General features: G+C 43.5%; 18 protein-coding genes. All 18 read left to right on the forward strand.

Features of this window, described 5'->3' with window-relative positions; all coding sequences use genetic code 11:
- Window positions 1–224: 224 nt before the first annotated feature.
- On the forward strand, window positions 225–1619 hold the full coding sequence (locus tag AC1TO8_RS05730; RefSeq protein ID WP_482054652.1) for an ABC transporter substrate-binding protein: 1395 nt from the start codon (window positions 225–227) through the stop codon (window positions 1617–1619).
- A 62-nt stretch (window positions 1620–1681) separates the two neighbouring features.
- Entirely contained in the window at window positions 1682–2665 is a 984-nt protein-coding gene (locus AC1TO8_RS05735; protein WP_482054653.1) for a carbohydrate ABC transporter permease, read from the forward strand.
- Window positions 2655–3509: a carbohydrate ABC transporter permease gene (locus tag AC1TO8_RS05740; RefSeq protein ID WP_482054654.1), complete on the forward strand. Its 855-nt coding sequence runs from the start codon at window positions 2655–2657 to the stop codon at window positions 3507–3509. The genes AC1TO8_RS05735 and AC1TO8_RS05740 overlap by 11 nt, the downstream gene beginning before the upstream one ends.
- Before the next feature lie 426 nt (window positions 3510–3935).
- Entirely contained in the window at window positions 3936–7460 is a 3525-nt protein-coding gene (addB, locus tag AC1TO8_RS05745) for a helicase-exonuclease AddAB subunit AddB (protein WP_482054655.1), read from the forward strand.
- A complete protein-coding gene (gene addA / locus AC1TO8_RS05750) occupies window positions 7418–11362 on the forward strand; it encodes a helicase-exonuclease AddAB subunit AddA (RefSeq protein ID WP_482054656.1) in 3945 nt (1314 codons plus the stop codon). The genes addB and addA overlap by 43 nt, the downstream gene beginning before the upstream one ends.
- A 24-nt stretch (window positions 11363–11386) precedes the next feature.
- Window positions 11387–12568, forward strand: a complete 1182-nt coding sequence (locus AC1TO8_RS05755; RefSeq protein WP_482054657.1) for an exonuclease SbcCD subunit D — start codon at window positions 11387–11389, stop codon at window positions 12566–12568.
- Window positions 12565–15987: an AAA family ATPase gene (locus AC1TO8_RS05760; RefSeq protein WP_482054658.1), complete on the forward strand. Its 3423-nt coding sequence runs from the start codon at window positions 12565–12567 to the stop codon at window positions 15985–15987. The genes AC1TO8_RS05755 and AC1TO8_RS05760 overlap by 4 nt, the downstream gene beginning before the upstream one ends.
- A gap of 303 nt (window positions 15988–16290) precedes the next feature.
- Window positions 16291–16767 (forward strand): hypothetical protein, encoded by a 477-nt coding sequence (locus tag AC1TO8_RS05765; RefSeq protein WP_482054659.1) that lies wholly within the window; start codon window positions 16291–16293, stop codon window positions 16765–16767.
- Window positions 16768–17089: 322 nt separating this feature from the next.
- Window positions 17090–17449, forward strand: a complete 360-nt coding sequence (locus tag AC1TO8_RS05770; RefSeq protein WP_482054660.1) for a histidine triad nucleotide-binding protein — start codon at window positions 17090–17092, stop codon at window positions 17447–17449.
- A gap of 139 nt (window positions 17450–17588) precedes the next feature.
- The gene (gene rpsU, locus AC1TO8_RS05775; protein ID WP_438346880.1) at window positions 17589–17762 is read left to right on the forward strand and encodes a 30S ribosomal protein S21; all 174 of its coding nucleotides are present in this window, start codon (window positions 17589–17591) and stop codon (window positions 17760–17762) included.
- A 16-nt stretch (window positions 17763–17778) separates the two neighbouring features.
- Entirely contained in the window at window positions 17779–18222 is a 444-nt protein-coding gene (locus tag AC1TO8_RS05780) for a GatB/YqeY domain-containing protein (RefSeq protein ID WP_482054661.1), read from the forward strand.
- 141 nt (window positions 18223–18363) lie between these two features.
- Complete coding sequence (locus tag AC1TO8_RS05785) at window positions 18364–19737, forward strand: NfeD family protein (RefSeq protein ID WP_482054662.1); 1374 nt, start codon at window positions 18364–18366, stop codon at window positions 19735–19737.
- 33 nt (window positions 19738–19770) lie between these two features.
- Window positions 19771–20769 carry a flotillin-like protein FloA gene (floA, locus tag AC1TO8_RS05790; protein ID WP_482054663.1) on the forward strand — a complete coding sequence of 333 codons (999 nt, stop codon included), beginning with the start codon at window positions 19771–19773 and terminating at the stop codon, window positions 20767–20769.
- Window positions 20770–20779: 10 nt separating this feature from the next.
- A complete protein-coding gene (locus tag AC1TO8_RS05795; protein ID WP_482054664.1) occupies window positions 20780–21364 on the forward strand; it encodes a hypothetical protein in 585 nt (194 codons plus the stop codon).
- Window positions 21365–21965: 601 nt separating this feature from the next.
- The gene (yqfC, locus tag AC1TO8_RS05800) at window positions 21966–22259 is read left to right on the forward strand and encodes a sporulation protein YqfC (RefSeq protein WP_482054665.1); all 294 of its coding nucleotides are present in this window, start codon (window positions 21966–21968) and stop codon (window positions 22257–22259) included.
- Window positions 22256–23449: a sporulation protein YqfD gene (gene yqfD / locus AC1TO8_RS05805; RefSeq protein WP_482054666.1), complete on the forward strand. Its 1194-nt coding sequence runs from the start codon at window positions 22256–22258 to the stop codon at window positions 23447–23449. Before yqfC ends, yqfD begins: the two co-directional genes overlap by 4 nt.
- A 6-nt stretch (window positions 23450–23455) precedes the next feature.
- Window positions 23456–24427: a PhoH family protein gene (locus tag AC1TO8_RS05810; RefSeq protein ID WP_482054667.1), complete on the forward strand. Its 972-nt coding sequence runs from the start codon at window positions 23456–23458 to the stop codon at window positions 24425–24427.
- Window positions 24428–24441: 14 nt separating this feature from the next.
- On the forward strand, window positions 24442–26709 hold the full coding sequence (locus AC1TO8_RS05815; RefSeq protein ID WP_482054668.1) for an HD family phosphohydrolase: 2268 nt from the start codon (window positions 24442–24444) through the stop codon (window positions 26707–26709).
- Window position 26710 lies beyond the last annotated feature (1 nt).

Here is a 26710-nt window from a genome sequence, read left to right on the forward strand (position 1 = left end):
GGAACAAGCTCTCTTCTGTAAGTGGAAGGGAGTTTTTTTGTTGGACGAATTAAATAAGGTCAATGATCCCCTGATATCTTTATTTATGCTTTGCAGGGAACAAAACCCAAAAAAAGTGGAAGTTTTCCCAATAAAGGGCTCCTTATGTCAGAAGTGCATAGGGGATATAATTATGGATGCGGTTACATTGACGCGAAGGAAACAATAAAAGGGGGAGGCAAAGTATGAAAAGTATGAAACGTGTTTTAGTCGGAATCTCTACAATGCTCGTGATATCATCTGCTCTCACAGCGTGTGGTGGAAATTCAAACTCATCCAGCTCAACTCCAGCTCCATCATCTAACACTGCTAAGACTCCATCAAAAGGGGATGCTCCGAAAGTTACCATCAATCTCTGGAGCTTCACGGACGAGATTCCGAACATGACCAAAAAGTATATGGAAATCCATCCTGAGGCGAATGTAGAGTTCAAAACTACGGTTATCGCAACTACCGATGGAGCTTATCAGCCTGCTATCGACCAGGCCCTGTCCGCTGGCGGGAAAGATGCTCCGGATATTTTTGCAGCTGAAGCGGCGTTCGTGCTCAAGTATACACAAGGCGATGCATCCAGCTTTACCGCCAACTATGCGGACCTGGGCCTTGACGACCAAATGGTTAAGGACGCGGGCATCGCTCAGTACTCTGTTGATATCGGCAGTAAAGACGGCCAGCTGAAAGGCCTCGGTTATCAAGCAACTGGCGGAGCCTTTATCTATCGCCGCTCGCTTGCCAAGGATGTGTTTGGAACGGATGACCCGGCTGCCATCAAGACTGAAATTGGTCCAGGCTGGGATAAATTCTTCGATGCAGCTGCGAAGCTGAAAGCTAAAGGATATGGCGCAGTTTCTGGAGACGGCGATATGTGGCATGCGATCGAGAACAGTTCTGAGAAAGGCTGGATTGTTGATGGCAAACTTCATATCGATCCGAAGCGCGAAGAGTTCCTTGATCTCTCCAAAAAGCTGAAAGACAATGGATACCACAACGACACGACAGATTGGACGGAAGCCTGGTACGCCGATATGTCCGGCACTGGTGCCCAACCGGTCTTCGGTTTCTTCGGTCCTGCTTGGCTCATTAACTATACGTTAAGCGACCATGCAAAAGATACAAATGGTGACTGGGCAGTTACTGAGTCACCAACAGGTTTCTTCTGGGGAGGTACCTGGTTGCTCGCCAATAAAGACGTAACCAAGGACGAAGCCAAGAAACAAGCTGTTGCGGACTTTATCAAATGGGTAACACTCGATACTTCTGAAACCGGACTCCAGTATTACTGGGCTAACGGAACGTTCAACGAGGGCGAGCAAGGCGCGAAGGACAGTGTTTCTTCCTCCGTTGTCATGGATAAGTCTAACGGTGAATTACCATTGCTTGGCGGGCAGAACATTTTCGACATATTTATTCCGGCTAACACCAACGCTTCAGGCAAGAACTTGACCCAGTTCGACGAAACGATAAACAGACTCTGGCGTGAACAAGTACGCGAATATACTGCGGGCAACAAGGACCGTGATAAAACGATCGAAACCTTCAAGCAGCAAGTCAAAGATCAACTTGAAATCGACAGCGAATAAAAAGAAAACGAAGGGGCGGGAAGTTATCCCGCCCCTTCATATCAACTAAAGGGGGGGAGACCATGCGCCGTAAAGGTGTGAACTACTCTAAATATGGCTATATCTTTACATTACCGTTTGTTTTGGCATTTCTTATTTTCTCGCTATATCCTATTTTATACACCGCATTCATCGGATTCACCGATTTAAAGGGATTAATACCAAAGCCAATACAGATTTTGGATGATCCTTTTAAGAACTTCAAAGATCTCCTCTTTGATAATGTCTCATTCAGAAAGTCTCTAATTAACACCGGGTTGCTCTGGATTGTCAACTTCGTTCCCCAGATCCTTCTCGCGCTATTGCTCACTGCGTGGTTCACGAACCAGCGTCTTAAAATTAAGGGACAAGGTGCTTTCAAAGTTCTGCTCTATATGCCTAATATTATCACAGCGGGTACAATTGCCGTTCTTTTTAGCACTCTGTTTGCCTATCCGATGGGTCCCATAAACAGTTTTTTTGAAATGATGGGATGGTCCGACGGCCCAATTTTCTTCCTGCAGGATAAGACGACAGCGCGGGGCATTGTGGCGTTCATCCAGTTCTGGATGTGGTATGGCAACACCATGATCATTCTGATCGCAGGCGTTATGGGTATAAATCCTGCACTCTTCGAGTCTGCGTCGATTGACGGCGCAAACGGAGTTCAGACCTTCTTCCGTATCACGCTGCCGAGTTTACGTACGATTTTGTTATTCACGCTGATTACATCGATGGTCGGTGGTTTGACCATGTTCGATATTCCGCAGCTCTTCCTTGCGGGCGGACCGGATGACTCCACGCTTACCACGTCCATGTTCATTTATGGGCAAGCCTTTAAGGGAAGCTATTTGTACAATCGCGCTGCAGCGGCCAGTATGATCATGTTCGTGATTTCAGCAATATTGTCTGGATTTGTGTTCTATTTAATGCGTGATCGCGACGCGGCAAAAATAAAAAAAATAGAAAAAATGCATAGAAAAGCCGCCAAGAGCAGCCAAAAGGGGGGCGTAGCACATGAACAATAATCAAAAAGGTGGAACCGTCACCCGTAAATTAAACAAGACGATTATCTATGTCGTCTGTATCTCTTTGGCGGTACTCAGTATCCTCCCGTTTTGGATCATGTTTGTGAACGCCACTCGCTCTACACCGGAAATTCAAAGCGGTATCTCACTGTTCCCTTCGACGCACTTGATGAGTAACCTGCGGGTGCTGCTCGACAAGAGCTTCGATCCCATTCAAGGGTTTATGAATTCTTTTGTTATCTCTGCTTCAGCAACCCTCTTAACGGTCTATTTCTCGTCCTTAGCGGCTTATGGACTTGTGACTTATAGCTGGAAGCTGCGTGGGCCATTCTTTACCTTTATTTTGTGCGTGATGATGATTCCTTCCCAGGCAAGTGCAATCGGATTCTATCAGTTCATGTATAAAATACATTGGACAAACAGCTTTCTTCCACTGATTCTGCCTGCGATTGCAGCGCCTGCGGTCGTGTTCTTTATGCGCCAATACCTGCTCGCTACGCTGTCGATAGAGATCGTGGAAGCGGCACGCGTAGACGGGTCCAGTGAATTCAGCACCTTTAACCGGATTATCATGCCGCTGATGGTGCCGGCAGTGGCGACGCAGGCTATCTTTGCCTTTGTGGCCAATTGGAACAACCTGTTCATGCCTCTGATTCTGCTGACACAGAAGGAGAAATATACGATGCCGATTATGGTCAGTCTACTTCGCGGTGATATTTACAGGACCGAGTTCGGATCGATCTACTTGGGGCTAGCCTTAACGGCTTTACCGCTGTTTGTGGTTTACTTCCTGTTATCCCGGTATATTATCGCGGGCGTAGCGCTCGGAGGCGTGAAAGAATAACCTCATGTTTGAGATTGAAGTAAAGTTGTTCACGAGATCGCTCATTTCGGAAGTTTGTAGAGATACAAACTTTCGAAATGAGCGATCTTATTTCTCCCTTTTGGAGTTCTTTATGAAATCCTACTTAAGAATGTCTTGAAGTAATGCTTCGGAGACATTCTTATTTGTCGTTTTTATAAAAACGATCATGATCATTGCGGATCCAATCTACTAACGATTAACGGATTATGAGTCGTAATAATCTAAAAAGTGGATTTTATCATAGATGTGAGCAGTGAAACCAAACGTACGTTCCTTTGAGTGGAGGGTATGTTATAATAGTAAGCGACTATTCTAATACAATTTAATAAGTCAGTTTATACGATGAATTGTCAATCTGAGTGCGACAAGACTTGACAATTCATCCTTATATAAAGGAGGCATCCCATGTCGGTTCAATTCCTTATAGGACGTTCGGGAAGCGGTAAAACTACGAATATATTGCAAGATATATCGGCACGAATTAGTAAGGAATCACAAGGTAATCCGATTATCCTAATCGTCCCAGAACAGGGTTCTTTTCAAGCTGAGCATGCGTTGGTGACATCTGGTTCGGTGAGAGGGATTGCGCGTGCGCAGGTGTTAAGCTTTCAGCGTCTGGCTTACCGGGTCATGCAAGAGACGGGTGGATCGGCGCGTGTTGGCATTAGTGAAGAAGGAAAAAGAATGTTGCTCTACAAGATCATACAAAGGCGTAAAGAAGAATTGAAGCTGTTCGGCCCATCGGGGGATCAAGTAGGTTTCGTGGGAAGACTAGGTCAACTCTACACGGAGATGAAGCGTTATTGTATCGATGCTACGAATGTATCAGAACAGCTCTCATTGATGAGATCTAATGGTTTGGGGACTCCGATCTTACGCGACAAGCTAGGAGATATCGAGACGCTTTATCGAGATTTCGAGCAAGAGTTATCTCCTTTATATATGGATAATGAAGATTATTTGATGACATTAGCGGGGGCTATTCCGAATTCTTCATACGTGAAGGGTGCGGATATTTGGATTGATGGTTTTCATGGATTCACACCTCAAGAATATACGGTGTTGCAGCAATTAATGTTATGCGCGTCATCTGTAACCATTGCACTTACGCTGGATAAAACTCTGGACCATGGCATGCTTCCACATGAGTTAGATTTATTTCATCCATCAGCCACAACGTATGTGAAGTTAAAAGGAATGGCTGCAGAATTAGGTGTGGAGTCATCGGATAGACTACTCAGCTCGGATAACCTCCCGAGATTTGAACATAGCCCAGAGCTTGCGCATCTCGAACGGGGATTTGATCGGCGAATTCCTTGGCGTGATTCTTCGCAACAAGAGCATCCTAAGTCTCACGGCATCTCTATTCACGCAGCCGTTAATCGACGTGCAGAAGTCGAGGGAGCACTGCGTGAAATGATTCGCCTCGTTCGTGAAGAAGGTGCTAGGTTCAGGGAAATGGCTATTTTTGTGCGACAATTGGGAGATTATGAGCCTATTATAGGTCCTCTTTGCCGCGATTATGACGTACCCTTTTTCCTCGATCAGAAGCGCAGTGAGCTACATCATCCCTTGGTAGAGTTTATACGTTCAGCACTTGATATTGTGAAAAGACGCTGGCGCTATGAAGATGTATTTCGCTGCATCAAGACGGATTTATTGCTGCCATTAGATGGCTCTCTTGATCGTAAAGATATGGATCGATTAGAGAATTACGTGCTAGCTTGTGGGATTCATGGCTACCGCTGGACAGATGGACGCCCATGGAGCGCAACTCCAAGTCTTTCACTTGAAGGTGATGACAACGTGGATCGAGAGAAGAAAGGCGAAGAGCTTCTTGAACTGATGGAGCGCTGTCGCGCAGCGATCTGTGGACCACTATTTACTTTTGAGAACAGATTGAAGAAAGCTAAGACTGCTCAAGATTTATGTACAGCCGTATATTTGTTGTTGGAAGAGGCGAATGTTCCGCAAAAGCTTGATCTTCTCAGTCATGAAGCTTTGGAAGCAGGTCAACCAGAGGCTGCCAAAGAGCATCGGCAACTATGGGGCGCCATTCTGGATATACTTGATCAAATGGTGGAATTAATGGGTGATGAGAACATTAGCTTCGATTTGTTTACGGGGATATTAGATACGGGCTTAACAGAGTTGAAATTATCCCTCGTTCCACCTTCCATCGATCAGATCTTAATTGGGAATATGGATAGAACACGTACTAGTGGTGTGAAATATACATTTCTGTTGGGCTTCAATGAAGGTGTTGTTCCTGCGATACTTCAGGAAGATGGCGTACTGACGGAACAGGAACGCCTGTTGTTATCGGATGCTGGAATGGAGCTAGCTCCAAGCATTTCACGTAAGCTTTTAGATGAAAGATTCTTGATCTACAATGCGTTAACTTCAGCTAGTCAACATATGTGGATATCTTATACGGCTTCTGATGAAGAGGGCAAAGTCCTCTTACCTTCGGAAGTGATTCGACATGTGAAGAAGATGTACCCATTCCTGAAAGAAGAGCCACTATTGGGGCAACCTCAGCGAGGACAAACCCTTGAAGAACAGCTAGACTTTGTAACGAATCCACAACAGACGTTGAGTCATTTAATTATACAGTTGCAAAAATGGAAGCGAGGTAGCGATATTCCTGACTTTTGGTGGGAAGCTTACAATTGGTATTTACAGCATGAGCAGTGGCGCGAACCTCTGTTCATGTTACTTCGCTCGTTATTTTATGTGAATGAAGCATTACCTTTGCGCTTAGACACGAGCCGCAAGTTGTATGGAGCCAAAATTCGTACAAGTGTATCAAGAATGGAGAGATTTGTTGCTTGTCCATTTTCACATTTTGCATCACATGGTTTAAAGCTAAAAGAACGTCAGATGTATCGACTAAAGGCGCCTGATATCGGTCAATTGTTTCACTCTGCACTTAGTGATATGGCCACGCAATTAAAGAATCGAAGCGTTAGTTGGGGGAGTCTAACACCTGAAGAATGCCGACTGGAAGCCGGTATTGCGGTAGATCGCTTAACACCCCTCTTGCAGGGAGAAATCTTATTGAGTTCCAAGCGCTATGGCTATATTTCAAGAAAATTAAAAAACATTGTCGGCAGAGCATCCATTATTCTTGGTGAACATGCTCGGAGAGGTAACTTTGAACCTATTGGGCTTGAACTTGATTTCGGTCCTGGGAAGACGCTACCTCCGCTTACTTTTCCACTGGAGAATGGCTCGATTATGGAAGTTGTCGGTCGGATTGACCGCGTAGATATGGCACAGACAGAGCAAGGGATGATGCTGAGAGTGATTGATTATAAGTCCAGCCAGAATGATCTCAAGCTACATGAGGTGTATTATGGTCTGTCTCTTCAATTGTTAACTTATCTCGACGTATTGTTGACATATTCAGAAGACTGGCTTGGGCAGGCAGCTATCCCAGCGGGAACATTGTATTTCCATGTGCATGATCCATTATTGCAATCTACGAATGGGATGAATGCGGAGCAAGCAGCAGATGAATTGCTTAAACGTTTCAAAATGAAGGGGCTTTTGCTCGCGGATCGCGACGTTATTGCACAGATGGATGCAACGTTAGATAAAGGACATTCTACGATTCTGCCCGTTGCTGTGAAAGCCGATGGAAGTTTCTATAGCAGTGCAGCTGTGGCAAGTACGGAACAATGGGGAAGTTTATTGTCATCTGTAAGGAACAATATTATGAAGATTGGAACGCGTATTACAGAAGGTGATGTAACAATTGAACCTTATCGGATTCAGAATGAGACGGCTTGCACATTTTGCTCTTATAAGCCGGTCTGTCATTTCGATGAAACGATTGAGGGAAGTCAATATCATATCATGGGTAAACCGAACAAAGCACAAGTATGGGACATGCTGTCCAAGACGCAAGGAGGAGATACACCGTGAGCGGACTAGTGAAGCCAGAGGGTAGTATGTGGAGCGATGATCAGTGGAAGGCCATTTCGCTTAGCGGTGATCATATTCTTGTAGCAGCGGCAGCGGGTTCAGGGAAAACAGCCGTGTTAGTAGAAAGAATTATTCGAAAAATTATGAATGAAGAAGAAGGATTTAGTGTTGATCGGCTACTCGTTGCAACGTTTACGAAGGCAGCAGCGGCTGAAATGCGTCAGCGGATTCGTGAAGCATTGGATAAGGAGCTTGAGAAAGAGCCAGATAACGAGCATCTGCGTCGTCAACTTGCCCTTCTAGGGAGAGCATCGATTACTACACTTCATTCGTTCTGTTTGGAAGTTATTCGTCGCTATTATCAGTGGATTCCCTTGGATCCAGGATTCCGCATACTGAATGTGAATGAAGCGGAATTGCTACGTCAGGAAATTCTGGAGCAATTATTTGAGGAAAAGTATGGTGAGGCAGAGGACGGTGGTATCTTTCTACGTCTTGCTGACTGGTTCAGCGGTGAACGTAGTGATGATGCTCTCTATCTTCTTGTTCAGAAGCTATATGACTTCTCTCGAAGTCACTCTTGGCCAGATGCTTGGTTACGTCAGATGGCGTCTAATTTCTCCATTTCTGATTCCTCAGAGCTTGATGATAGTCCTTGGGTTCACAGCATTGTTAAGGATGCCAATTTGTCTATTGCAGGGGCGGCAGGATTACTTCAACAAGCTATATCTTTAGCGATGTTACCTGGAGGACCAGCTCCTTATGTCGATAATTTACGAGATGATTTAGAAATGGTCGAATCCCTTCGAGAATGTCTAGAGGATTTTCCATGGAATGCTCTTTATGATGCCTTTCAAACGATTTCCTTCGGTAAGTTAAAGAGTTGCCGCAAAGATGAGACGGACCCTGTTCTACAGGATCGTGTCAAGGAACTGAGGGACAATGTTAAGAAAATACTGAATGAACTTAAAAATTCCTTGTTCGGTCGCTCGGCAGAAGCTTTCCTGTCAGAGCTGCATGAGGTTGCTCCAGTGATGGAGGAATTATCTGAGGTTGTCATTCTGTTCGGTCAGCGTTATCAAGCAGAGAAGAAGTCACGTGGACTCGTCGATTTCAGTGATCTGGAGCATTACTGTTTACAGATCCTACGACATCCGGATTCTTCTATGGATCATCTCCTTCCCTCAGATGCCGCCATTGAATATAAAAGCCACTTCGATGAGGTGTTATTGGATGAATATCAAGATACCAATAGCGTACAGGAGGACATCGTAAGGCTGATTTCCAGAGATGCACCTGGGAATCGCTTTATGGTTGGGGATGTGAAACAAAGTATTTATCGGTTTCGCCTAGCAGATCCAGGACTTTTTCTAGATAAATACGGCAGATACGGCGTGGATGAGAATGAAGGAATAGTGATCGACCTTGCTCGGAATTTTCGTAGTAGACGTCAAGTGTTGGATGCAGCCAATGTATTGTTCCGACAAATAATGAATGAAAGTGTAGCGGAGATCACTTATAACGAACGTGCTGAATTAGTATATGGAGCATCATTTCCTAGCAGTTCAGACGGTGCAGAGGAGTCTACTTATACGCCAGAGCTTCTCTTGATTGATCGCGGGAATGGCGGTAGATCAGGTGAAGACGAAGCTTCAGAGAATGAAGAGAACTCCCTTCTTCAAGAAGGCGAGTGGGTGGAGATGGAGACTGCTCAACTCGAAGCACGTGCCATTGCTGCGAAGATCAAAGAAATGACAGGTGAAACTGGGGAACCGTTATTTATTTATGATAAAGAATTAAAAATGATGCGACCTATTGTTCATGGCGATATAGTAATCCTTTTACGTTCTGCTTATATTTGGGGACCATTGTTTATGGAAGAACTTCGTCAACAGGGTATTTCTGCTGATGGGGAACAGAATCAAGGTTACTTTCAGGCTACTGAAGTTGAGATTATGTTGTCCTTGTTGCAAGTGGTAGATAATCCGCTGCAAGATATTCCGCTTGCGAGCGTCCTTCGTTCACCGATTGTTGGTCTAACAGAGGAAGAATTAGCTGAGGTTCGCTTGTGTGCGACTGGATCATTCTATGAGGCTGTGAGAGCAGCAGCGGAGATCAATTCGGAAGATGGAGGTTCTTCTAAACTAAGATTCAAATTACGTGATTTCCTTCTTAAAATGGAGGGGTGGCGTAATGAAGCGCGTCGTGGCAGTCTAGGAGACCTGATATGGCATATATACAGGGAGACTGGCTATATGGACTGGGTAGGCGGACTTCCTGGCGGAGGGCATCGTCAGAACAATTTAACGGCACTATACGATAGAGCTGTTCAATATGAACAGACTACAGCATCTAGGGGTTTGTTTCGCTTCTTGACCTTTATCGCTAGACTTCGTGACCATGGTTCGGATTTAGGTAGTCCAGGGGGATCAGACAAGCAAGATAATGCCGTAAGAATCATGACAATTCATAAAAGTAAAGGTCTGGAATTCCCAGTCGTTTTCTTAGCGGGCATTGCCAAGACTTTCAATCAGCAGGATTTGAGTTCTTCTTTTCTGATGCATAAAGATTTGGGATTTGGGCCGAAGTTCGTGGATCAAGAGATGCGAGTCAGTTATCCAACTTTACCGAATCTCGCGATTCGTCGTCGCTCACAGCAAGAACTGCTGGCTGAGGAGATGCGAGTGCTGTATGTAGGACTAACTCGTCCTAAAGAGAAATTGATACTAGTAGGGACGGCTAAGGATCTCGCTAAAAAGGTATTAGCATGGACCCAGGTTCAGGCACATCAACCCTATATGCTTCCTGATTATGTGCTATCGAGGGGGCGTAGCTATTTGGATTGGATTGGGCCGGCCTTAATTCGTCATCCTGATGCAGAGCTTTTAAGACAGATCGGTGGCGTTACAGAGCCTCCTGCGCCTGCTTTGAACGACGATCCTTCTGTATGGAGTATATCCGTTCTTTCAGCAGATGAACTTTCGCAAGATGTCATACTGGGTGTAGATGGAGAGAAAGAGATTTCGCAGAATCGTAAGCTTAAATTGCAAGCCATATTGAAAAGAGAATCAATACCGCTGTCGTCCATCGAGGCTAGCGATGAACTGCCCACTACTGGCTCGAATGGCATCGAGAGTAAGCTGGAGTGGCAATATCCATATGCGATAGCTAGTACGCTGTCAGCTAAAACATCGGTTACAGAGATGAAGAAGATTCTCTCTATGCAGGAACTTCCGTCTTTGGATTGGATGGAGGAGAAGAATAATCAACAAGATTCAACATTACAGCTTCGTCGACCTAAATTTATGGAGAAGAAAAGCATGAGTCCCACGGAGCGGGGAACCGTCTACCATACGCTTATGCAGCATATTCCATTGCATACAGGTGCAGTAGATTCTGCGATAGTAGGAGAAACACTCCAACGGCTTACCGAATTGCAGATTGTCACGAAGGAACAGGCGGAGATGATCACTGTAGAGGAAGTGGCTGCTATGTTTCAAAGTGATATTGGAGCAAGGCTGCTTGCTGCGGATTGGGTAGAACGGGAAATGCCTTTCAGTTACGCGCTTTCTGCAGTTGAAGCGCATCAAGGACTAAATATCGTAAAGAAATTATCTGCGCCTGATGAACAGGAATCTTCGGTGACTGCTAGACAGTTGGAGAATGAAACGGTGTTAATTCAAGGTGTTGTGGATTGTATTTTCAGAGATAATGGCAAGTTGATTCTTGTTGATTATAAGACGGATCGTGTTCTGGAACAGCGAGGTGGGGTAGAGCCTTTGGTGGAGCAGTATCGCTTTCAACTAGAACTTTACGGTAAAGCGTTAGAGGACATTATGGGTGAGCCAATTAGTGAGATGTGGCTGTACTTCTTCGATGGGTCGCATTGGGCAAAGGTTTAGGGGATATCAGAGGGGAGAGATGATATGCGTATATTGCATACCGGCGATTGGCACTTCGGACGTTCATTGGAGGGGCGCAGTCGCATGAAAGAGCAAGAGGATTTCGTAGATGAGTTAGTACGGATGGCAGATGATCAGCAAGCGGATCTTATTTTAATGGCTGGGGATGTGTATGATTCTGTTAATCCACCTGCTGCGGCAGAGCAACTTTTCTATGAGGCCGCTGCAAGGTTAAGTGCGGGTGGAAGACCGCTTGTCGTCATTGCCGGCAATCATGATCAACCTGAGCGAGTGTCATCTGTGTCACCGTTAGTGACTCGACAAGGCATTACGTTAGTTGGTATGCCCAGCGTGAATGCTGTGACGGTCCATGCCGCTCGTACAGGGGAAATTGCCAAAATTGCTGCGCTACCCTATCCTTCTGAAGCCAGACTGAATGAATTGCTAGTAGTGGAAGGGAACGAAGATGATTTGCGTCAAGCATATAGCGCTCGTGTCGGCCAATTAATGGGCATGCTAGCTCGTGAATTCACTCCGAGTACGATTAACTTGGCGATGAGCCATATTTACGTCTTAGGCGGTGTAGAATCAGACTCTGAGCGTCCTATACAGGTTGGGGGTGCTTATACTGTCGATCCATCGGCACTTTCAATAGGCGCGCAATATACGGCCCTTGGTCATCTCCATAGATCTCAAGCTGTGAAAGGGGAAGGAATGATTCGTTACAGCGGCTCCCCACTTGCCTATAGTTTCTCAGAGGCTGGTCAAGCGAAATCGGTCACGATGCTAGATATATCACCTGGGGGACAGCCGATTCTTGAAGAATTGTTCCTCTCTTGTGGCAGACCTTTAGTTCGATGGAAAGCTAAGGGAGGGCTCGAAGAAGTACATCGCTGGTTAGATGAGGGATTAGATGCTCATGCATTTATTGATTTGGAAATATCGCTTAATGATGCGTTATCACTTGGTGAAATACAGAGACTGCGTAAGAGTCGTGAAGGATTAGTACATATCCGTCCCATCTACCCAGAGATGGAGGTTATGGAAATGGAAATAGAACGTTCGCGATTGCCATTACACGAAATATTCCGTAAGTTCTATCAGCGGCAAACAGGGGGAGCGGAGCCTGATGATGGGCTTGTACAATTGTTCCTCGAGCTTGTTGATGAGAATTCTACCGTTCAGGAAGAAGGGGATGCAACATGAAGCCGATCACACTGAAACTGGCTGGACTGCAGAGCTATCGTGAAATGCAACAGATTGATTTCGATGATCTTACGCAGATGGGGTTATTCGGTATTTTTGGTCCTACAGGCAGTGGTAAATCAACTCTGCTTGATGCGATAACACTGTCTTTATATGGAAAAGTGGAGAGGGCAGTCAACGGAACACAGGGAATTATGAATCACTCGGAAGATTCGTTGTTTGTCTCCTTTACTTTTGAATTGAATTCCTCCGAAGGGGCACAGCGATATCGAGTTGAACGGCGCTTTAAGAGATCTAATGAATTATCGATCAGCAACACTATTAGCCGATTTATTGAGGTTACTCCAGATGGGGATGTGGTGCTTGCGGATAAGTTGGCAGACGTTACTCGCTGTGTTGAAGACAAGATTGGACTTAAGATGGATGATTTCACACGTGCAGTTGTTCTTCCGCAAGGGAAATTTGCTGAGTTCTTGTCTTTAAAAGGGACTGAAAGAAGGCAAATGTTGCAACGATTATTTCACTTGGAACAGTATGGTGATCAATTGGGCCAGAAGCTTAGCCGTCGTGTGAAGGAGAATGAAGCGACTCTGAGAAATATCGAGGCAGAACAGCAAGGGTTGGGGAACGCTGGCAAGGAGGTCCTTGAAGAAGCTAAGAAGCAACTATCAGAAGCAGTGCTTCATGCGGAAGCTTCTCGACGCAAACTTCATGAAATTACAATCCAAGCAGAGCAATTGTCAAAAGTATGGGAATGGCAACTGGAGCGTAGTCGTAGACAAGAACAGTTGTTACAGCTTTCATCATTGGAGAAAGAAGTAAAGGATTTGGAAGATAAGCTATCCAAAGCAAGTGCTGCCCAGCATTTAATGCCTTTACTTACTCAGATGCAGGAGAGCAAACAGGAATATCTGAACCGTGAGACGCAGGCTGCATCATTACATGGTAAAGCACAAGAAGCAGAACGAGTATTACTTCGCGCAATGGAAGCGGATGATGTAGCTAAGCTTATATTATCTTCAGAAGAACCCAAGTTGCTCATTAGACAGGATCAGCTGGTTCAAGCTGTGAAACTTCAGCAGGAGCGAGATACTCTTCGTAGTGAGTGTCAAGATCTTGATGCGAAGAAAGCGAATGTTGTGAGAACGCAGTCTGAGCTCCATGAACAACTTCTGAAAGAGAAGGAACTTCTTAATAAAGGGCAGAAAAGGCAGGCTGAATTGCAGGAAAGCTTGAAGCCCCTGGAGACAAGGTCACAGGAGCGGGAGTTAATTCACAAAGCGATACAACGTAGGCATATTATTCAATCGAGTGACGAGCAACAACAAATCGTATCGAATGAATACGACCAACAAGGGAAAAAACTCGCTGAAATGAGCTCCAAGTTAAGTAGCTTTGAGCGGGAGTTGTTGAACAATGCGTCGAATAATGCTCTTTTCATAGAGAGGCTGACTTCCCATGTATCTGTCATCATTGGACAGGAAAAAGCGGTTAATCAGGATATCCGAAGGCTCTCGGCAGAAGAGGCGGAGTTACATGAGGAGATAAAGAGCCTTGAGACGCATGCTCTATCATTGAGCTTGGCTACACAGTTGCAAACAGGACAGCCTTGCCCTGTGTGTGGATCAGAACATCATCCGCATCCAGTAGAAATAACAGATGGTTCAGAGAAACTGACCATTCAGACAGAGCAAATGGCGTGTCTTCGAAAGGTACACTTACAGCTTCAAGAGCTTCGGTTAAAGCTTCATCAGCTTATGATGGAGGGTCGAACATTAATGGAGCAAGCTGGTGCTGTATTACCTGAACAGGATGAGCCGCAAACAGTGACAGGAATGGAAGTATCTGAAGTGAGTGATAGTGAAGTTGCATTTTTCTCACTGGCATACTGGAGAGATAGAATTAAACAGATGGAAGAGACATCTCAAGAGTTGATAAGACAGACTTTAGCCCTAAGGCAGGAGAACGTTGAAATGAAGCAGAGTGATGGCATGCTTCAACAGCAACATATGAGATATATAGCAGAGGTAGATGCTCTAAGAAATATTCATACTGAAACGAAATTTAAACTTGACCGTGTAACAACTGAATTAACCAAGTTACATCAAGCGTGGGTGGAACAATTTCCTGAAGTTCCTCTGATGGAGATTGAACAGAAATTTGAACTTATGCAAAAGAAAGACGCTGAAGCTGAGACCCTCAAGGAACGGATTGAGATCAGTATTCCTTTTCTGGAAGGCAAGTTGCTAGCGGTTCAGTCGATAGAACAACAACTAGGAGAGCTAGACAAAGCTCATATTCAATGGAATACACAGTGGCAGGGTAAGCGTGAATTGCTGATTGAGAAAGAGGAACGTCTTCTTGCCTACGTTGGTGATAATTCAGCCGAAAGCTTACTTGGGGAATGTATTCAGCAACTCAAGAACTTAAGGGCAACAGCGGAACAATCTCAGAAAGAACGACGTACCGCTGAGGATGCGAAGCATGAAGCGATCAAAGTTGCTGTTATAGCACAGCAGGCTGTTGATTCCGCTGTGGAACATTATAAGGCTGCATTAAGTCGATGGGAGCAAATGCTAGCATCTTCCATATTATCTAGTGCAGAAGAAGTTGTGGCATGTTGTTTACAGCGAGAAGAAGAGATGAAATATGCGGATGTTGTTACAGCACACCGTGAGAATGAGCGAGAAGTGACGTTGCAGCTTGCATATGTTGAGGACAAGCTCTCGGGGATTGTATTAACCGAAGAGGAATGGGATATCTGCAAAGCTACATTGGATGAATGCCGAAATACAGATGAAGCAGCGATCCAACACAAGGCTAGAGCAGAACGTGATTTGGAAGATGTTATAGATCGACACTCTAGATGGATGCAATTAGAGAATATACGTGTAGAGCGTCAGACTCAGGGAGAGCAACTATCCAAGCTACAATCTTGTTTACGGGGGAATGCCTTTGTGGAATATATCGCGGAGGAACAGTTGATGCAGGTCAGTCAGGCTGCTTCGCAACGTCTTCTTTTTCTCACTAGACAACGCTACGCTCTGGAAGTAGATTCAGGAGGCGGTTTCGTTATTCGTGATGATGCTAACGGAGGGACCCGCCGACCGGTATCCACGTTATCTGGTGGTGAGACATTCCTAACATCGTTGTCTTTAGCGCTCGCACTATCCGCTCAAATTCAATTACGTGGTCAATACCCGTTGCAATTCTTCTTCTTGGATGAAGGTTTCGGTACGTTAGATCCAGATCTGCTCGAGATGGTGATCACTTCACTAGAACGCCTTCACAGCGATCATCTATCCGTAGGTATTATAAGCCACGTTCCCGAACTTAGAGCACGATTGCCTCGTAAATTAGTCGTACTACCAGCTGAGAATGCTGGAGGGGGATCACGACTTGTGATGGAAAATATGTAAAACATCAACTTATGTGATACTCATCACAGTAACAGCAACAAGGTGTTGTTATAATACAGTTAATAACCGACATCTCTTAAGAAGTACCTCGGCGGACTTATGGAATGGAATGTTACTATTCCTTAACATAGGTCCGTACGTTAAGCAGCTTATGCTAGCTGACTAGGTACTTCTTCTTTTTTTGTCTTTTTTTAAATATAAGCAAGTACAAGTATAAGCTTCAATTAATATTATTAGTATCCATTCGCCTAGACCTGAATATGATGACAGTAGATCATGGAACATTTAGGAGGAATAGAGCGGATGGAAAAAGTTGAAGCTAAGCAAATATGTCATCACCACATGCATCGTTATGTGAGAGTCGTCATACTGGATGGAAGAACTTTCGATGGGTTTATAGAAAATATGGACGATGAGCATCTCTACTTAGCTGTACCGGTTGGTCATGAAATGCATCATGAACAAATGCACCACGAACACATGGAGAACGCTAGTTACCATGAGAACAATGCTGCACCCGTTGGAAGTTATGGGCACCAGCCTCAACTCCAACCAACAAGTCACGGACCAAATCAAGGTTATGGAAGTCAGCAAAGCTGTGGGTGTGGTAGTCACTCTTGGGGTTCTGATGGATATCCAGGTTTGGATGGACGCGGATTTATCCCTGGCTACTATCCGGGGCCTGGATTTGGTTACAATCCATATGGAAGACGGCGGTTTAATCGAGCCGTCTTACCATTGGCGTTGCTAACAACACTTACTTTGCTTCCTTTTTTTTAATAATATCATTTCGAATGTAGCAAACAACAGACCTGGAAGAATCCTGGTCTGTTGTTTGCTTATTTTTAGTATAATAGCAAGCATTCCTGAGGAAATAGTGAACCTTTTTGCAACTAAAGTTGTCTACTGTAGGTGATTTTCTTATATTTTCGCTAAACAGGACACTATCTTTGAAAAAAGACGGTATAGCGGTTTCTACTTGATACTCTATTCCTGCCCTCGAGTTATTGGTAAGGAAAGTTATCACATGGTATATTTAATAAGATTTAGCTATAAATATTAATTTGATTTGGTGTTCCAATTAGATCAAGGGGTGAATTCAGTGGATTGTTTATTTTGCAAAATAGTCGAAGGTAGCATTCCTTCAAAAAAGGTGTTCGAGAATGAGAATATATTAGTGTTTCACGATATTACACCTGCCGCGCCGATACATGTGCTCATTATACCGAAGAAGCATATTCCTTCGATGAACGAGGTTAGTCTGGAAGATATGCCACTAATTGCTGAGATCCATCAGGTTGCGCAGCAAGTTGCGAGCAAATTAGGCGTCTCTGAATCAGGTTATAGGCTTATTAATAACTGCGGACCTGACGGTGAACAAACGGTACACCATCTACATTACCACCTCCTCGGAGGTGCGAGATTAGGTGCTCTGACTGGCATTTCTAGTTCTCATCAGTAATGTCATTGAATATAGTCGATGGAAATTTTTCATGAAAAAAAGTTGTAAGGTTGACACCTTATTTCACTTTCACCTATAATAAAAGTTGATGAACCGTGTTATTACTCTTGGACGGTCTGGTCGGAGGGAGGGAAAACTGGTGTCTGAAACGAAAGTTCGTAAAAATGAAACAATCGATGCTGCACTTCGTCGCTTTAAACGTTCCATCGCTAAAGATGGCGTATTGGCTGAGGTGAAAAAACGTAAACATTTTGAAAAGCCAAGCGTTAAGCGCAAGCTAAAGTCTGAGGCTGCTCGTAAGAGAAAGTTCTAGGAAGGATTTAACATATATGAATCTTAGCGAACGATTAAACGAAGACATGAAGCAAGCAATGAAGAGTCGCGATAAATTCAAACTCTCCACTATTAGAATGATTCGTTCGACAATCATGAATCTTGAAATAGATTTAAAAAGAACTTTGGATGATTCCGAAGTGCTTGATATCCTAGGTCGTGAAATCAAACAGCGCAAAGATGCCCTCCAAGAATTTGAAAAGGCAGGCCGCGACGATCTAGTCGCAAATGCTAAGGCAGAAATCGAGATAGTCGGCCAGTATCTACCCATACAGCTATCTGAAGAAGAAATTAAAGTTATTGTACAGCAGACCATCCAGGAAACCGGTGCTTCTTCGAAAGCCGAGATGGGGAAATTGATGAGTGCCCTGATGCCTAAGGTTAAGGGACTCGCTGACGGCAAACTTGTGAATCAATTGGTTCAACAATTTCTGCAATAAACATACAGGAACATCCCTTGATTCTAAGGGGTGTTTTTTTGTTTGTTGAAACCTCATACGATGAAGTACGTATTAACACCCATAGCTGGTTAGATTATTAGTTAAAGTGGTAATGATGAATTGAGGAGGGAGGATTAGGTTATGAAAATTCTTAAGAAGATGGGGTTTGCCTTAGTCTTAATCTTGTTATTAGCGGGACAACTGATTCCAGTATTAGGTGAAGCGGTTCATGCAACAATGGTATCTCCAGTAGAGACCGATAAGCATGGAAGTGTATACATAATTCCCGTTGATCAAAACATCGAAAGAGGATTACAGAAGTTTATGGAACGTGGGTTCAAGGAAGCGAAGAGCATGAATGCGTCACTCATTGTTCTAGAAATCAATACACCTGGTGGACGGATTGATACAGCTGAAGATATAGGCACCTTGATTCGCGAAAGCGATATCGAGACACTGGCATATATACGTGGTAATGCTGCTTCAGCTGGAAGCTATATTGCTTTAAATGCGGATACTATTGTTATGGCGCCGGGAGGTATGATTGGTGCGGCTGCGCTAGTTGATGGAACGACGGGGAAATATGTTGATGATCCGAAATTGATATCCTATTGGAAATCGAAAATGGGTAGTGCCGCGGAAATTAACGGGCGTGATCGAAAAATTGCTGAAGGTATGGCAGATCTGAACATGACTGTTGAAATGTCGGGAATCGACTACACCAAGACTCCAGGGGAAATTATTTCGCTTACGAGTGATCAGGCACTCAAAGTAGGGTATTCAGAAAACACAGCGAAGACTGTAGAAGAAGCGATCACTTTTGTGGGTTTCTCTACGGATGACGTGTTCCGTGTTGAACATACTGTTTCTGAGAGAATAGCAGAATTTCTGACGAGTCGTGTTGTGATGACATTGCTTCTCTTTATGGGGATTGCAGGTGTCATTATCGAATTGATCGTTCCTGGATTCGGAGTTCCTGGTATTCTCGGTATTGCTGGATTCACACTTTATTTCTTTGGTAATTCCGTAGCTGGATTTGCGGGATCAGAAACATGGATTCTCTTTATCATTGGGATTGTGTTGCTAGTTCTTGAATTGTTCATTCCAAGCTTTGGTATACTAGGTTTATTAGGCTCAGTAAGTCTTATTGTTGGTGTAGTTCGAGCGGCGTATAGTACATCTCATGTTGCTTGGTCGCTAGCAATTGCAGTAATCTGCGCTATCATCGTTATCATTGCGGTGGCCGGTATCTTCAAGAAACGTGGCATATGGAATCGATTCATACTCAGTGACACTTTGTCAAAAGAGAAAGGGTTTATACCAGCTGCAAGTAGAGAGAGTTTAATTGGAAAAAAAGGGTTAAGTGTCACCCCTCTTCGTCCAAGTGGAACGATACTCATTGAAGGTGAACGAGTGGATGTCGTTACAGATGGTCAGTTTATTGCTGTTAATACCGATATTCATGTTGTAAAGGTAGAAGGATCTCGTATTGTTGTCGAATCTATTGTAGAGTAAGTAAATATGAAATAAATGGAGGCTAATAAAATTATGGACCCAACATTGATTCCGATTTTATTGATTGCTGTAGTTGTCATTATCTTGCTAAGTGTATTTTTCAGTTTCTTCCCAATTATGCTATGGGTTGCAGCATTATCCTCAGGTGTTCGCGTAAGAATTATTACACTTGTTGCCATGAGACTTCGTCGTGTCACACCTAGTCGAATTGTGAACCCTATGATCAAGGCTACTAAAGCCGGACTAGGACTTGATATTAATCAACTCGAAAGTCACTATCTCGCAGGTGGTAACGTTGACCGCGTTGTCAACGCATTGATTGCCGCACAACGTGCGAATATTCCTTTGGAATTTGAACGCGCAGCTGCCATTGACCTAGCTGGTCGTGATGTGCTCCAAGCGGTTCAAATGAGTGTTAATCCACGTGTCATTGAAACACCGATAGTAGCAGCGGTAGCAAGAAATGGGATTGAAGTGAAAGTTAAAGCTCGTGTTACCGTACGTGCGAATATTGACCGTCTAGTTGGTGGTGCGGGTGAAGAAACTATCATCGCTCGTGTAGGCGAGGGGATTGTAACTACCGTTGGATCAAGCGACTCTCATAAAGATGTATTAGAGAATCCAGATATGATTTCTCGGACCGTCCTTTCAAAAGGATTGGATGCGGGGACTGCATTTGAAATTTTATCAATTGATATCGCAGATATTGATGTTGGTAAAAATATTGGTGCTTTTCTACAAACGGAACAAGCGGAGGCTGACAAGCGAATTGCACAAGCGAAGGCGGAAGAACGTCGCGCGATGGCTGTAGCACAAGAGCAAGAGATGAAGGCTCGTGTAATCGAGATGAGAGCGAAAGTTGTCGAAGCTGAATCGGACGTACCTCTTGCGATGGCAGAAGCGTTACGATCTGGACAACTTGGCGTTATGGATTATATGAACTTTAAAAATATAGAGGCCGATACTCAAATGAGAGGTTCTATTGGTAAAATGGGAGACGGCGGAGATATTTCTGGTAATCCCAAAAAATAATAAGTAGGGAATGATGTATTCCATGGAGTATATTGGGATCTTGGTCTTCGTCGCATTCGGTATCATTTCTTCGATAATGAATAAAGGGAAGACGAAATCGAAGGATGACCCAAGCAGTATGCCAACGTTTGGTGGGGGTGGGGAACGATCATTGCGTCCTAGTCCTACTGTAGAAAGTGATGACTCTACCGAAAGAACTTCGCCGGGTAATCGCGAACAACAGGAAGTGTACACTCAGAAAAACATGCAACAGTCTCCTTCGATGCCTGAATCAGACGATCGCAAATTGATGGAACCATCTGCGTACAAAGGTGAGTATTCTCCATATCTTGATCATGATACGGGTGAAGGAGTCTCTCAAATGTGGGAGGATACGATGGAGAACAGGCAGCAAGATATAAAACAACTGATTGCTAGGCAAGATAAAATCACTGCAACAGATTCGGATCAGAGGGATGCTTATGCAACTTCTGATGAGGAAGGTAAGGAGATTTATCTGTCTGAAATTTCCAATCCAGCGGTGAATGGGTTGATTTGGTCGGAAATATTAGGACCACCACGTGCAAAACATGCGTTCAGTAGACGGAAACTCTAGATTAACTAGATATCTGATAATAAAAAAAGGGGTGTCCTTAGCCAATGTAATGGCTAAGGACACCCCTTTTCCTTGACATACACTTAGGAAGTATAAAATTTTTGGAGTGCTTGCCGCTCTACCCTTGAACCAAATCCCATCCATAATCCATGTAAGATCTTCAATTCCGGATGTAATTCAGTGGAATAGGCATAGAGTGGCGTTGTTGGAGTGACGAATAATGCTTCGGGCATGAAGGTGAGACTAGAGTAGCTGCGGAGAGAATTAGTTATACAAACTACAGTTAAAAATGGGAATAACGCTGAAAAGTGGAGTTTCCAGTAATTTAGATGTACTCCAATAGCAATCATCTTAATCCAAGCCTTTATATGGTGCCTTCTAGTCACTTTGGATCATTTGAGTATAAATTGTCGGAGGAATGCTATTGAAAGCCGAGAGTGAGCCTCCTAGCTCTTATATGGGCCTGTCATAGGCTCGGCGCCATCGAAATACAACCCAATACCAATTATTGTTTATGTTTACACGTCCCAAGTATTTGCACTCATAAAATAAGTCAATCCCGCATATCGTTAAAAGTAATAGGAAGGGGGAAGACCTTCGTATGACCAGGATTAGTCGCAAACTTCGGAATTGGACATATGAGAAATTGGATTTACCAAAAGATATTGTTTTTAATCTGCCGCGTTTAACGATGGTTGGTAATAAAGAACTCTTCATCGAGAATCACCAGGGTGTGATTCATTTCTCACCGAATAAACTGATTCTTTCACTAGGTGAAGGAAGTCTTGAAATAGAGGGGTCAGAACTTATTATTCGATCTATTTTACCAATGGAAGTATTAATCGAAGGAGTTGTTATGAATATCAAGTACATAGGAGCGGAGGAGAGTCATTGAAAGTCCCAACATTACTTTATTGGCGTGGGTATGTAGAAATAACAGTGAGGAAGGGTCAAATAGAATCATTTGTAAATGATTTAACGCAAGTTGGGATTCCGGTGTGGGATGTTAAACCATCTTCATTTCAGACTGCTGAGATGAAGGTGTTAGTGGAAGACTTTCATGATCTCAGACCGCATTTACAACGGACAGGCTGCCGTATACATGTGAATAAGAGAATAGGGTTACCCTTTCAAATGATTCGATTGAAGAAACGTCGTTTTTTTGCTGTTGGTCTGGTATCCTTTTTCGCTATCTTATTTCTATTATCATCTCTTGTTTGGGAAGTGAAGGTGGTAGGCAATGTTAAAATACCCAAGGAAGATATACTTATGATCGCTAAGCAAGAGGGGATATACCCTCTGCAATGGGTTTATCGGATGAATCATCTGGACAAGCTCTCACAACAATTAAATAGACAGTTACCTGGGACTGCATGGGTTGGAGTTGATCGACAAGGGACAAGTATTACGATTCAAGTTGTGGAATCTTCTATACCCGAGGCCAGACCACTTCTTAGCCCAAGACATTTAGTGAGTAGAACGGATGCTGTTATTACGAGTATATATGCTGAGCAGGGTCGGCCAACAGTTGCAAAGAACAGTCGAGTGAAGAAGGGACAAATCTTGATCTCTGGTTTGTTAGGAGATACAGAGAATTCAGAGGCTGTCGTTGCCAAGGGTGAGGTAAAGGGGCTGGTATGGCATGAGTATAAGATTGAGGTGCCTACGGTCCAGAAACACAAAGTATATACGGGGGAAATGAAGGATAGAAGTTATCTTATTCTAGGTAATCGCGGGATTCAATTATGGGGTTATGGTGAAGTGACATATGAGAAGTATGAGGTTGTGATTGAGCAGGATCCTCTCACCTGGAGATCAACTAAATTACCTATCGGATGGATGACAGAGCATGTGATGGAAATGGAAGAAAGAAGCGAAATGATCACGATAGAAGAAGCTAAAAAGCAAGGGATAGAAGGTGCAATTCGCGATATTAAGGCGAAGTACGGAAGCGGATCGCAGATTATAAGCCGAAAAGTTTTGCATGAGAAGCAAGAGAATGGTAAAGTTTATATGAAAGTACTCTTTGAAGTTGAAGAGTTAATTGCTGAAGAACTACCCATAGTATATAACCAAGGAGAATGAGGATATTTGTCGGAGAAAAAACATAGTACAAAAATATCATTTCAAAATGGAGCTGAAGGATTAGCTATATTTGGTCCGCAGGACATTTTTCTAGAAATGATTGAGGCTGAAATTCCTGCAAAGATTGATTCGCGTGAATCCGAAATTACGATAAGTGGTGGGGACCGAGAGGTTCAGATGCTTCAACAGTTATTTGATGTATTACTTGAATTAGTTCGAAATGGTTATATCTTAACACAACGAGATATGATGTACGCGATAGATTTAGCAAAGGATTTCAGGGCAGATCAGCTACTGGATTTGTTCAAGGGCGAAATAACAACTACCTATCGAGGTAAACCTATTCGTGTCAAGACGATCGGACAAAAAAAGTACGTCACGACGATTAAGAAGCGTGATATTGTATTTGCAATAGGCCCTGCGGGTACAGGTAAAACTTACTTGGCTGTAGTGCTGGCAGTTGCTGCACTTAAAGAAGGTTCTGTCAAACGTATTATTCTTACTCGTCCAGCTGTAGAAGCGGGGGAGAGTCTTGGGTTTCTGCCTGGTGATTTGCAAGAAAAGGTAGATCCCTATTTACGTCCACTTTATGATGCGCTCTATGATGTTATGGGCCCAGATCAGACTGAGAAAGCGCTGGAACGAGGTGTTATCGAGATTGCTCCGCTTGCCTATATGCGTGGACGGACACTCGAGGATGCCTTTATTATTCTAGATGAAGCACAGAATGCAACAGCTGCACAAATGAAAATGTTCTTGACTCGACTGGGATTCGGCTCCAAGATGGTTATAACAGGAGATGTAACGCAAATAGATCTTCCTAGAGGCAAGAACTCTGGATTAGTTGAAGCCAATGCCATATTAAGTTCAATTGAGGATATTGGATTTATTTATTTCTCAGAGCAAGATGTTGTCCGCCATTCACTGGTACAAAAAATTATAGTTGCCTACGAGCGAGCTGCAGAAAACCAAGGTTAGAGGGGATAGACTCTATGGATTCGAAGGAACCTTCACAAGGCAAATCATTCTTATACTCTTTCAAGGATATTAGTTATAAGTATAGCGTATTAACACGCTATACTTTGTTCCTGTTATTAATTGTGTTATTTTACGTAGCTCTTGCGCCTAAAATACTGCCTGAACGTTATGATATTCGCTTGGGTTCATACAGTGAGAAAGAGATTGCCGCACCGGTACAAATTCCGAACAGTAAGGCGACATTAAAAGCACAAGAGAAGGCAGCTGAACAAGTACAACCCATTTACAGTATTATTTCTATGCGCAATGAGACGTTAATTGTTCAGATTCTTGATCGGATTGATAAACTTAATCAAGATGATCAGGTGTCTAATCAAGATAAGGTCGCTATTTATCGTCAGGAAATTCCGCAACGTGCTGAGGACTTTGTAGAGAATTTTTTAAAGAGTAGTCGAAACGCGGGAACCTATTCGGATAAAATATTGGATGAAATATCAAAAGTAATTAATCAACAGGTATATCGTATTCCAGAGGAAACTTTTATAAAAATACCAAGGCTTACGAGTGCTGACATCCAAGAGATGAAACCTGTAGCTCGAGAGATTGTATCTCGGTTAAGTACGGACCAAATCATGGACGCACAGAGCGCTAGAGCTAAAGTAGCAGAACTGGTGAGTACAAGCTCGCTGAGTAACAAAATACCTCGTGAAATAGTGCAAGAACTTGCACGTATGACACTTACATCGAATAAATTTTATGATGAAGAAGTAACCAAAGAAGCGCAGGTAACGGCGCGTGAGAATACGGATACGGTCTATATCAAGCAAGGTGACGTTCTCGTAAGCAAAGGGCAACTTATTACGGAAGAATTATATGCTCTTCTGAATGATAATAAGCTGCTTAAGAATGAGGTGAATTATTGGCCACAGTTGGGGCTACTGATGTTTTCTTGTTTATTGACTTTCGGATTACATATGTTTATTCGTCAGTCAAGTGCGAAGAAATATAAATATAATAATTCGCAGTTACTGATGCTTATTCTCATATTTATGATTACGGTTGTGCCCATGAATCTTGTGAGCGTTGTACAGAACAGTATTCATCCTTATATAGGATATCTTGCACCTGTGGCTTTGGGGGCAATATTAGTAACCTTGCTGATGGACATGTCACTGGCTTTCTTTTGCGCTATGATATTTAGTATATTGTCGAGCATTATATTAAATGTTAATACGGGTCATATTTTTGATTTTCACTTTGGTTTCTTTACAATGACCGTTTCATATGTCGCTATTTCTGTCATTCATAAGGCAAGCCAGCGATCTACCCTACTTAAGGGAGGGATCATGGTGAGTCTGTTCGGATCAATCGCTGTACTTGTTATGATCCTAATTGATGGTGCGGAATGGAGTCAGGTGCAGACACTGTACACCATCGCTTTTGCATTTGCGGGCGGGATATTAACATCTGTGCTTGTTATAGGGCTAATGCCTTTCTTCGAAGTCACGTTTGGAATATTATCTGCATTGAAGTTGGTGGAACTTTCTAGTCCTACTCATCCCTTACTCCGTAAATTGCTTACAGAGACGCCGGGAACGTATCATCATAGTGTCATGGTAGGAAATCTTTCAGAGGCTGCTGCGGAAGCGATTGGAGCGAATGGATTATTGTGTAGAGTTGGTTCATACTATCATGATATTGGTAAGACGAAACGTCCAAGCTATTTCATTGAGAATCAGAACCATATGGAGAATCCACATGATACGATAGATCCTAAGCTTAGTAAATCGATTATTATTGCTCACGCGCGAGATGGAGTAGCAATGCTGAAGGATTATAAGCTACCTAAGCTTATTAGAGATATTGCTGAACAACATCATGGAACGACATTTCTACATTTCTTCTATCACAAGGCATTGAAGAAGGCAGAAGAGCAGGGTGTGGAACCGGATTTCACAGATATTGACTTCAGATACCCTGGACCCAAGGCACAGTCTAAGGAATCGGCAATTGTGGGGATTGCCGATAGTGTAGAGGCAGCAGTACGCTCATTACGCAACCCTACCGTGGAACAAGTTGAGACGATGATTGAGAAAATAATCAAAAGTCGTATGGATGATCATCAATTCAATGAGTGCGATCTTACATTGAAGGAATTGGGTATTATTGGTAAGAGTTTGAAGGAAAGCGTTATGGGGATATTCCACTCCAGAATTGAATATCCAGAAGAAATAAAGAAGACATCGAAGATGATCGACGAGAAAGAGGGAAAGGGTGTCTAAT

Source organism: Paenibacillus sp. Y859 (assembly GCF_056786405.1).

Bases quoted from the DNA above. Each gene is read 5' to 3' on its own strand.
- AC1TO8_RS05730 (WP_482054652.1), top strand. From the start codon at position 225: ATGAAAAGTATGAAACGTGTTTTAGTCGGAATCTCTACAATGCTCGTG.
- AC1TO8_RS05735 (WP_482054653.1), top strand. From the start codon at position 1,682: ATGCGCCGTAAAGGTGTGAACTACTCTAAATATGGCTATATCTTTACA.
- AC1TO8_RS05740 (WP_482054654.1), top strand. From the start codon at position 2,655: ATGAACAATAATCAAAAAGGTGGAACCGTCACCCGTAAATTAAACAAG.
- addB (WP_482054655.1), top strand. From the start codon at position 3,936: ATGTCGGTTCAATTCCTTATAGGACGTTCGGGAAGCGGTAAAACTACG.
- addA (WP_482054656.1), top strand. From the start codon at position 7,418: ATGGGACATGCTGTCCAAGACGCAAGGAGGAGATACACCGTGAGCGGA.
- AC1TO8_RS05755 (WP_482054657.1), top strand. From the start codon at position 11,387: ATGCGTATATTGCATACCGGCGATTGGCACTTCGGACGTTCATTGGAG.
- AC1TO8_RS05760 (WP_482054658.1), top strand. From the start codon at position 12,565: ATGAAGCCGATCACACTGAAACTGGCTGGACTGCAGAGCTATCGTGAA.
- AC1TO8_RS05765 (WP_482054659.1), top strand. From the start codon at position 16,291: ATGGAAAAAGTTGAAGCTAAGCAAATATGTCATCACCACATGCATCGT.
- AC1TO8_RS05780 (WP_482054661.1), top strand. From the start codon at position 17,779: ATGAATCTTAGCGAACGATTAAACGAAGACATGAAGCAAGCAATGAAG.
- AC1TO8_RS05785 (WP_482054662.1), top strand. From the start codon at position 18,364: ATGAAAATTCTTAAGAAGATGGGGTTTGCCTTAGTCTTAATCTTGTTA.
- floA (WP_482054663.1), top strand. From the start codon at position 19,771: ATGGACCCAACATTGATTCCGATTTTATTGATTGCTGTAGTTGTCATT.
- AC1TO8_RS05795 (WP_482054664.1), top strand. From the start codon at position 20,780: ATGATGTATTCCATGGAGTATATTGGGATCTTGGTCTTCGTCGCATTC.
- yqfC (WP_482054665.1), top strand. From the start codon at position 21,966: ATGACCAGGATTAGTCGCAAACTTCGGAATTGGACATATGAGAAATTG.
- AC1TO8_RS05815 (WP_482054668.1), top strand. From the start codon at position 24,442: ATGGATTCGAAGGAACCTTCACAAGGCAAATCATTCTTATACTCTTTC.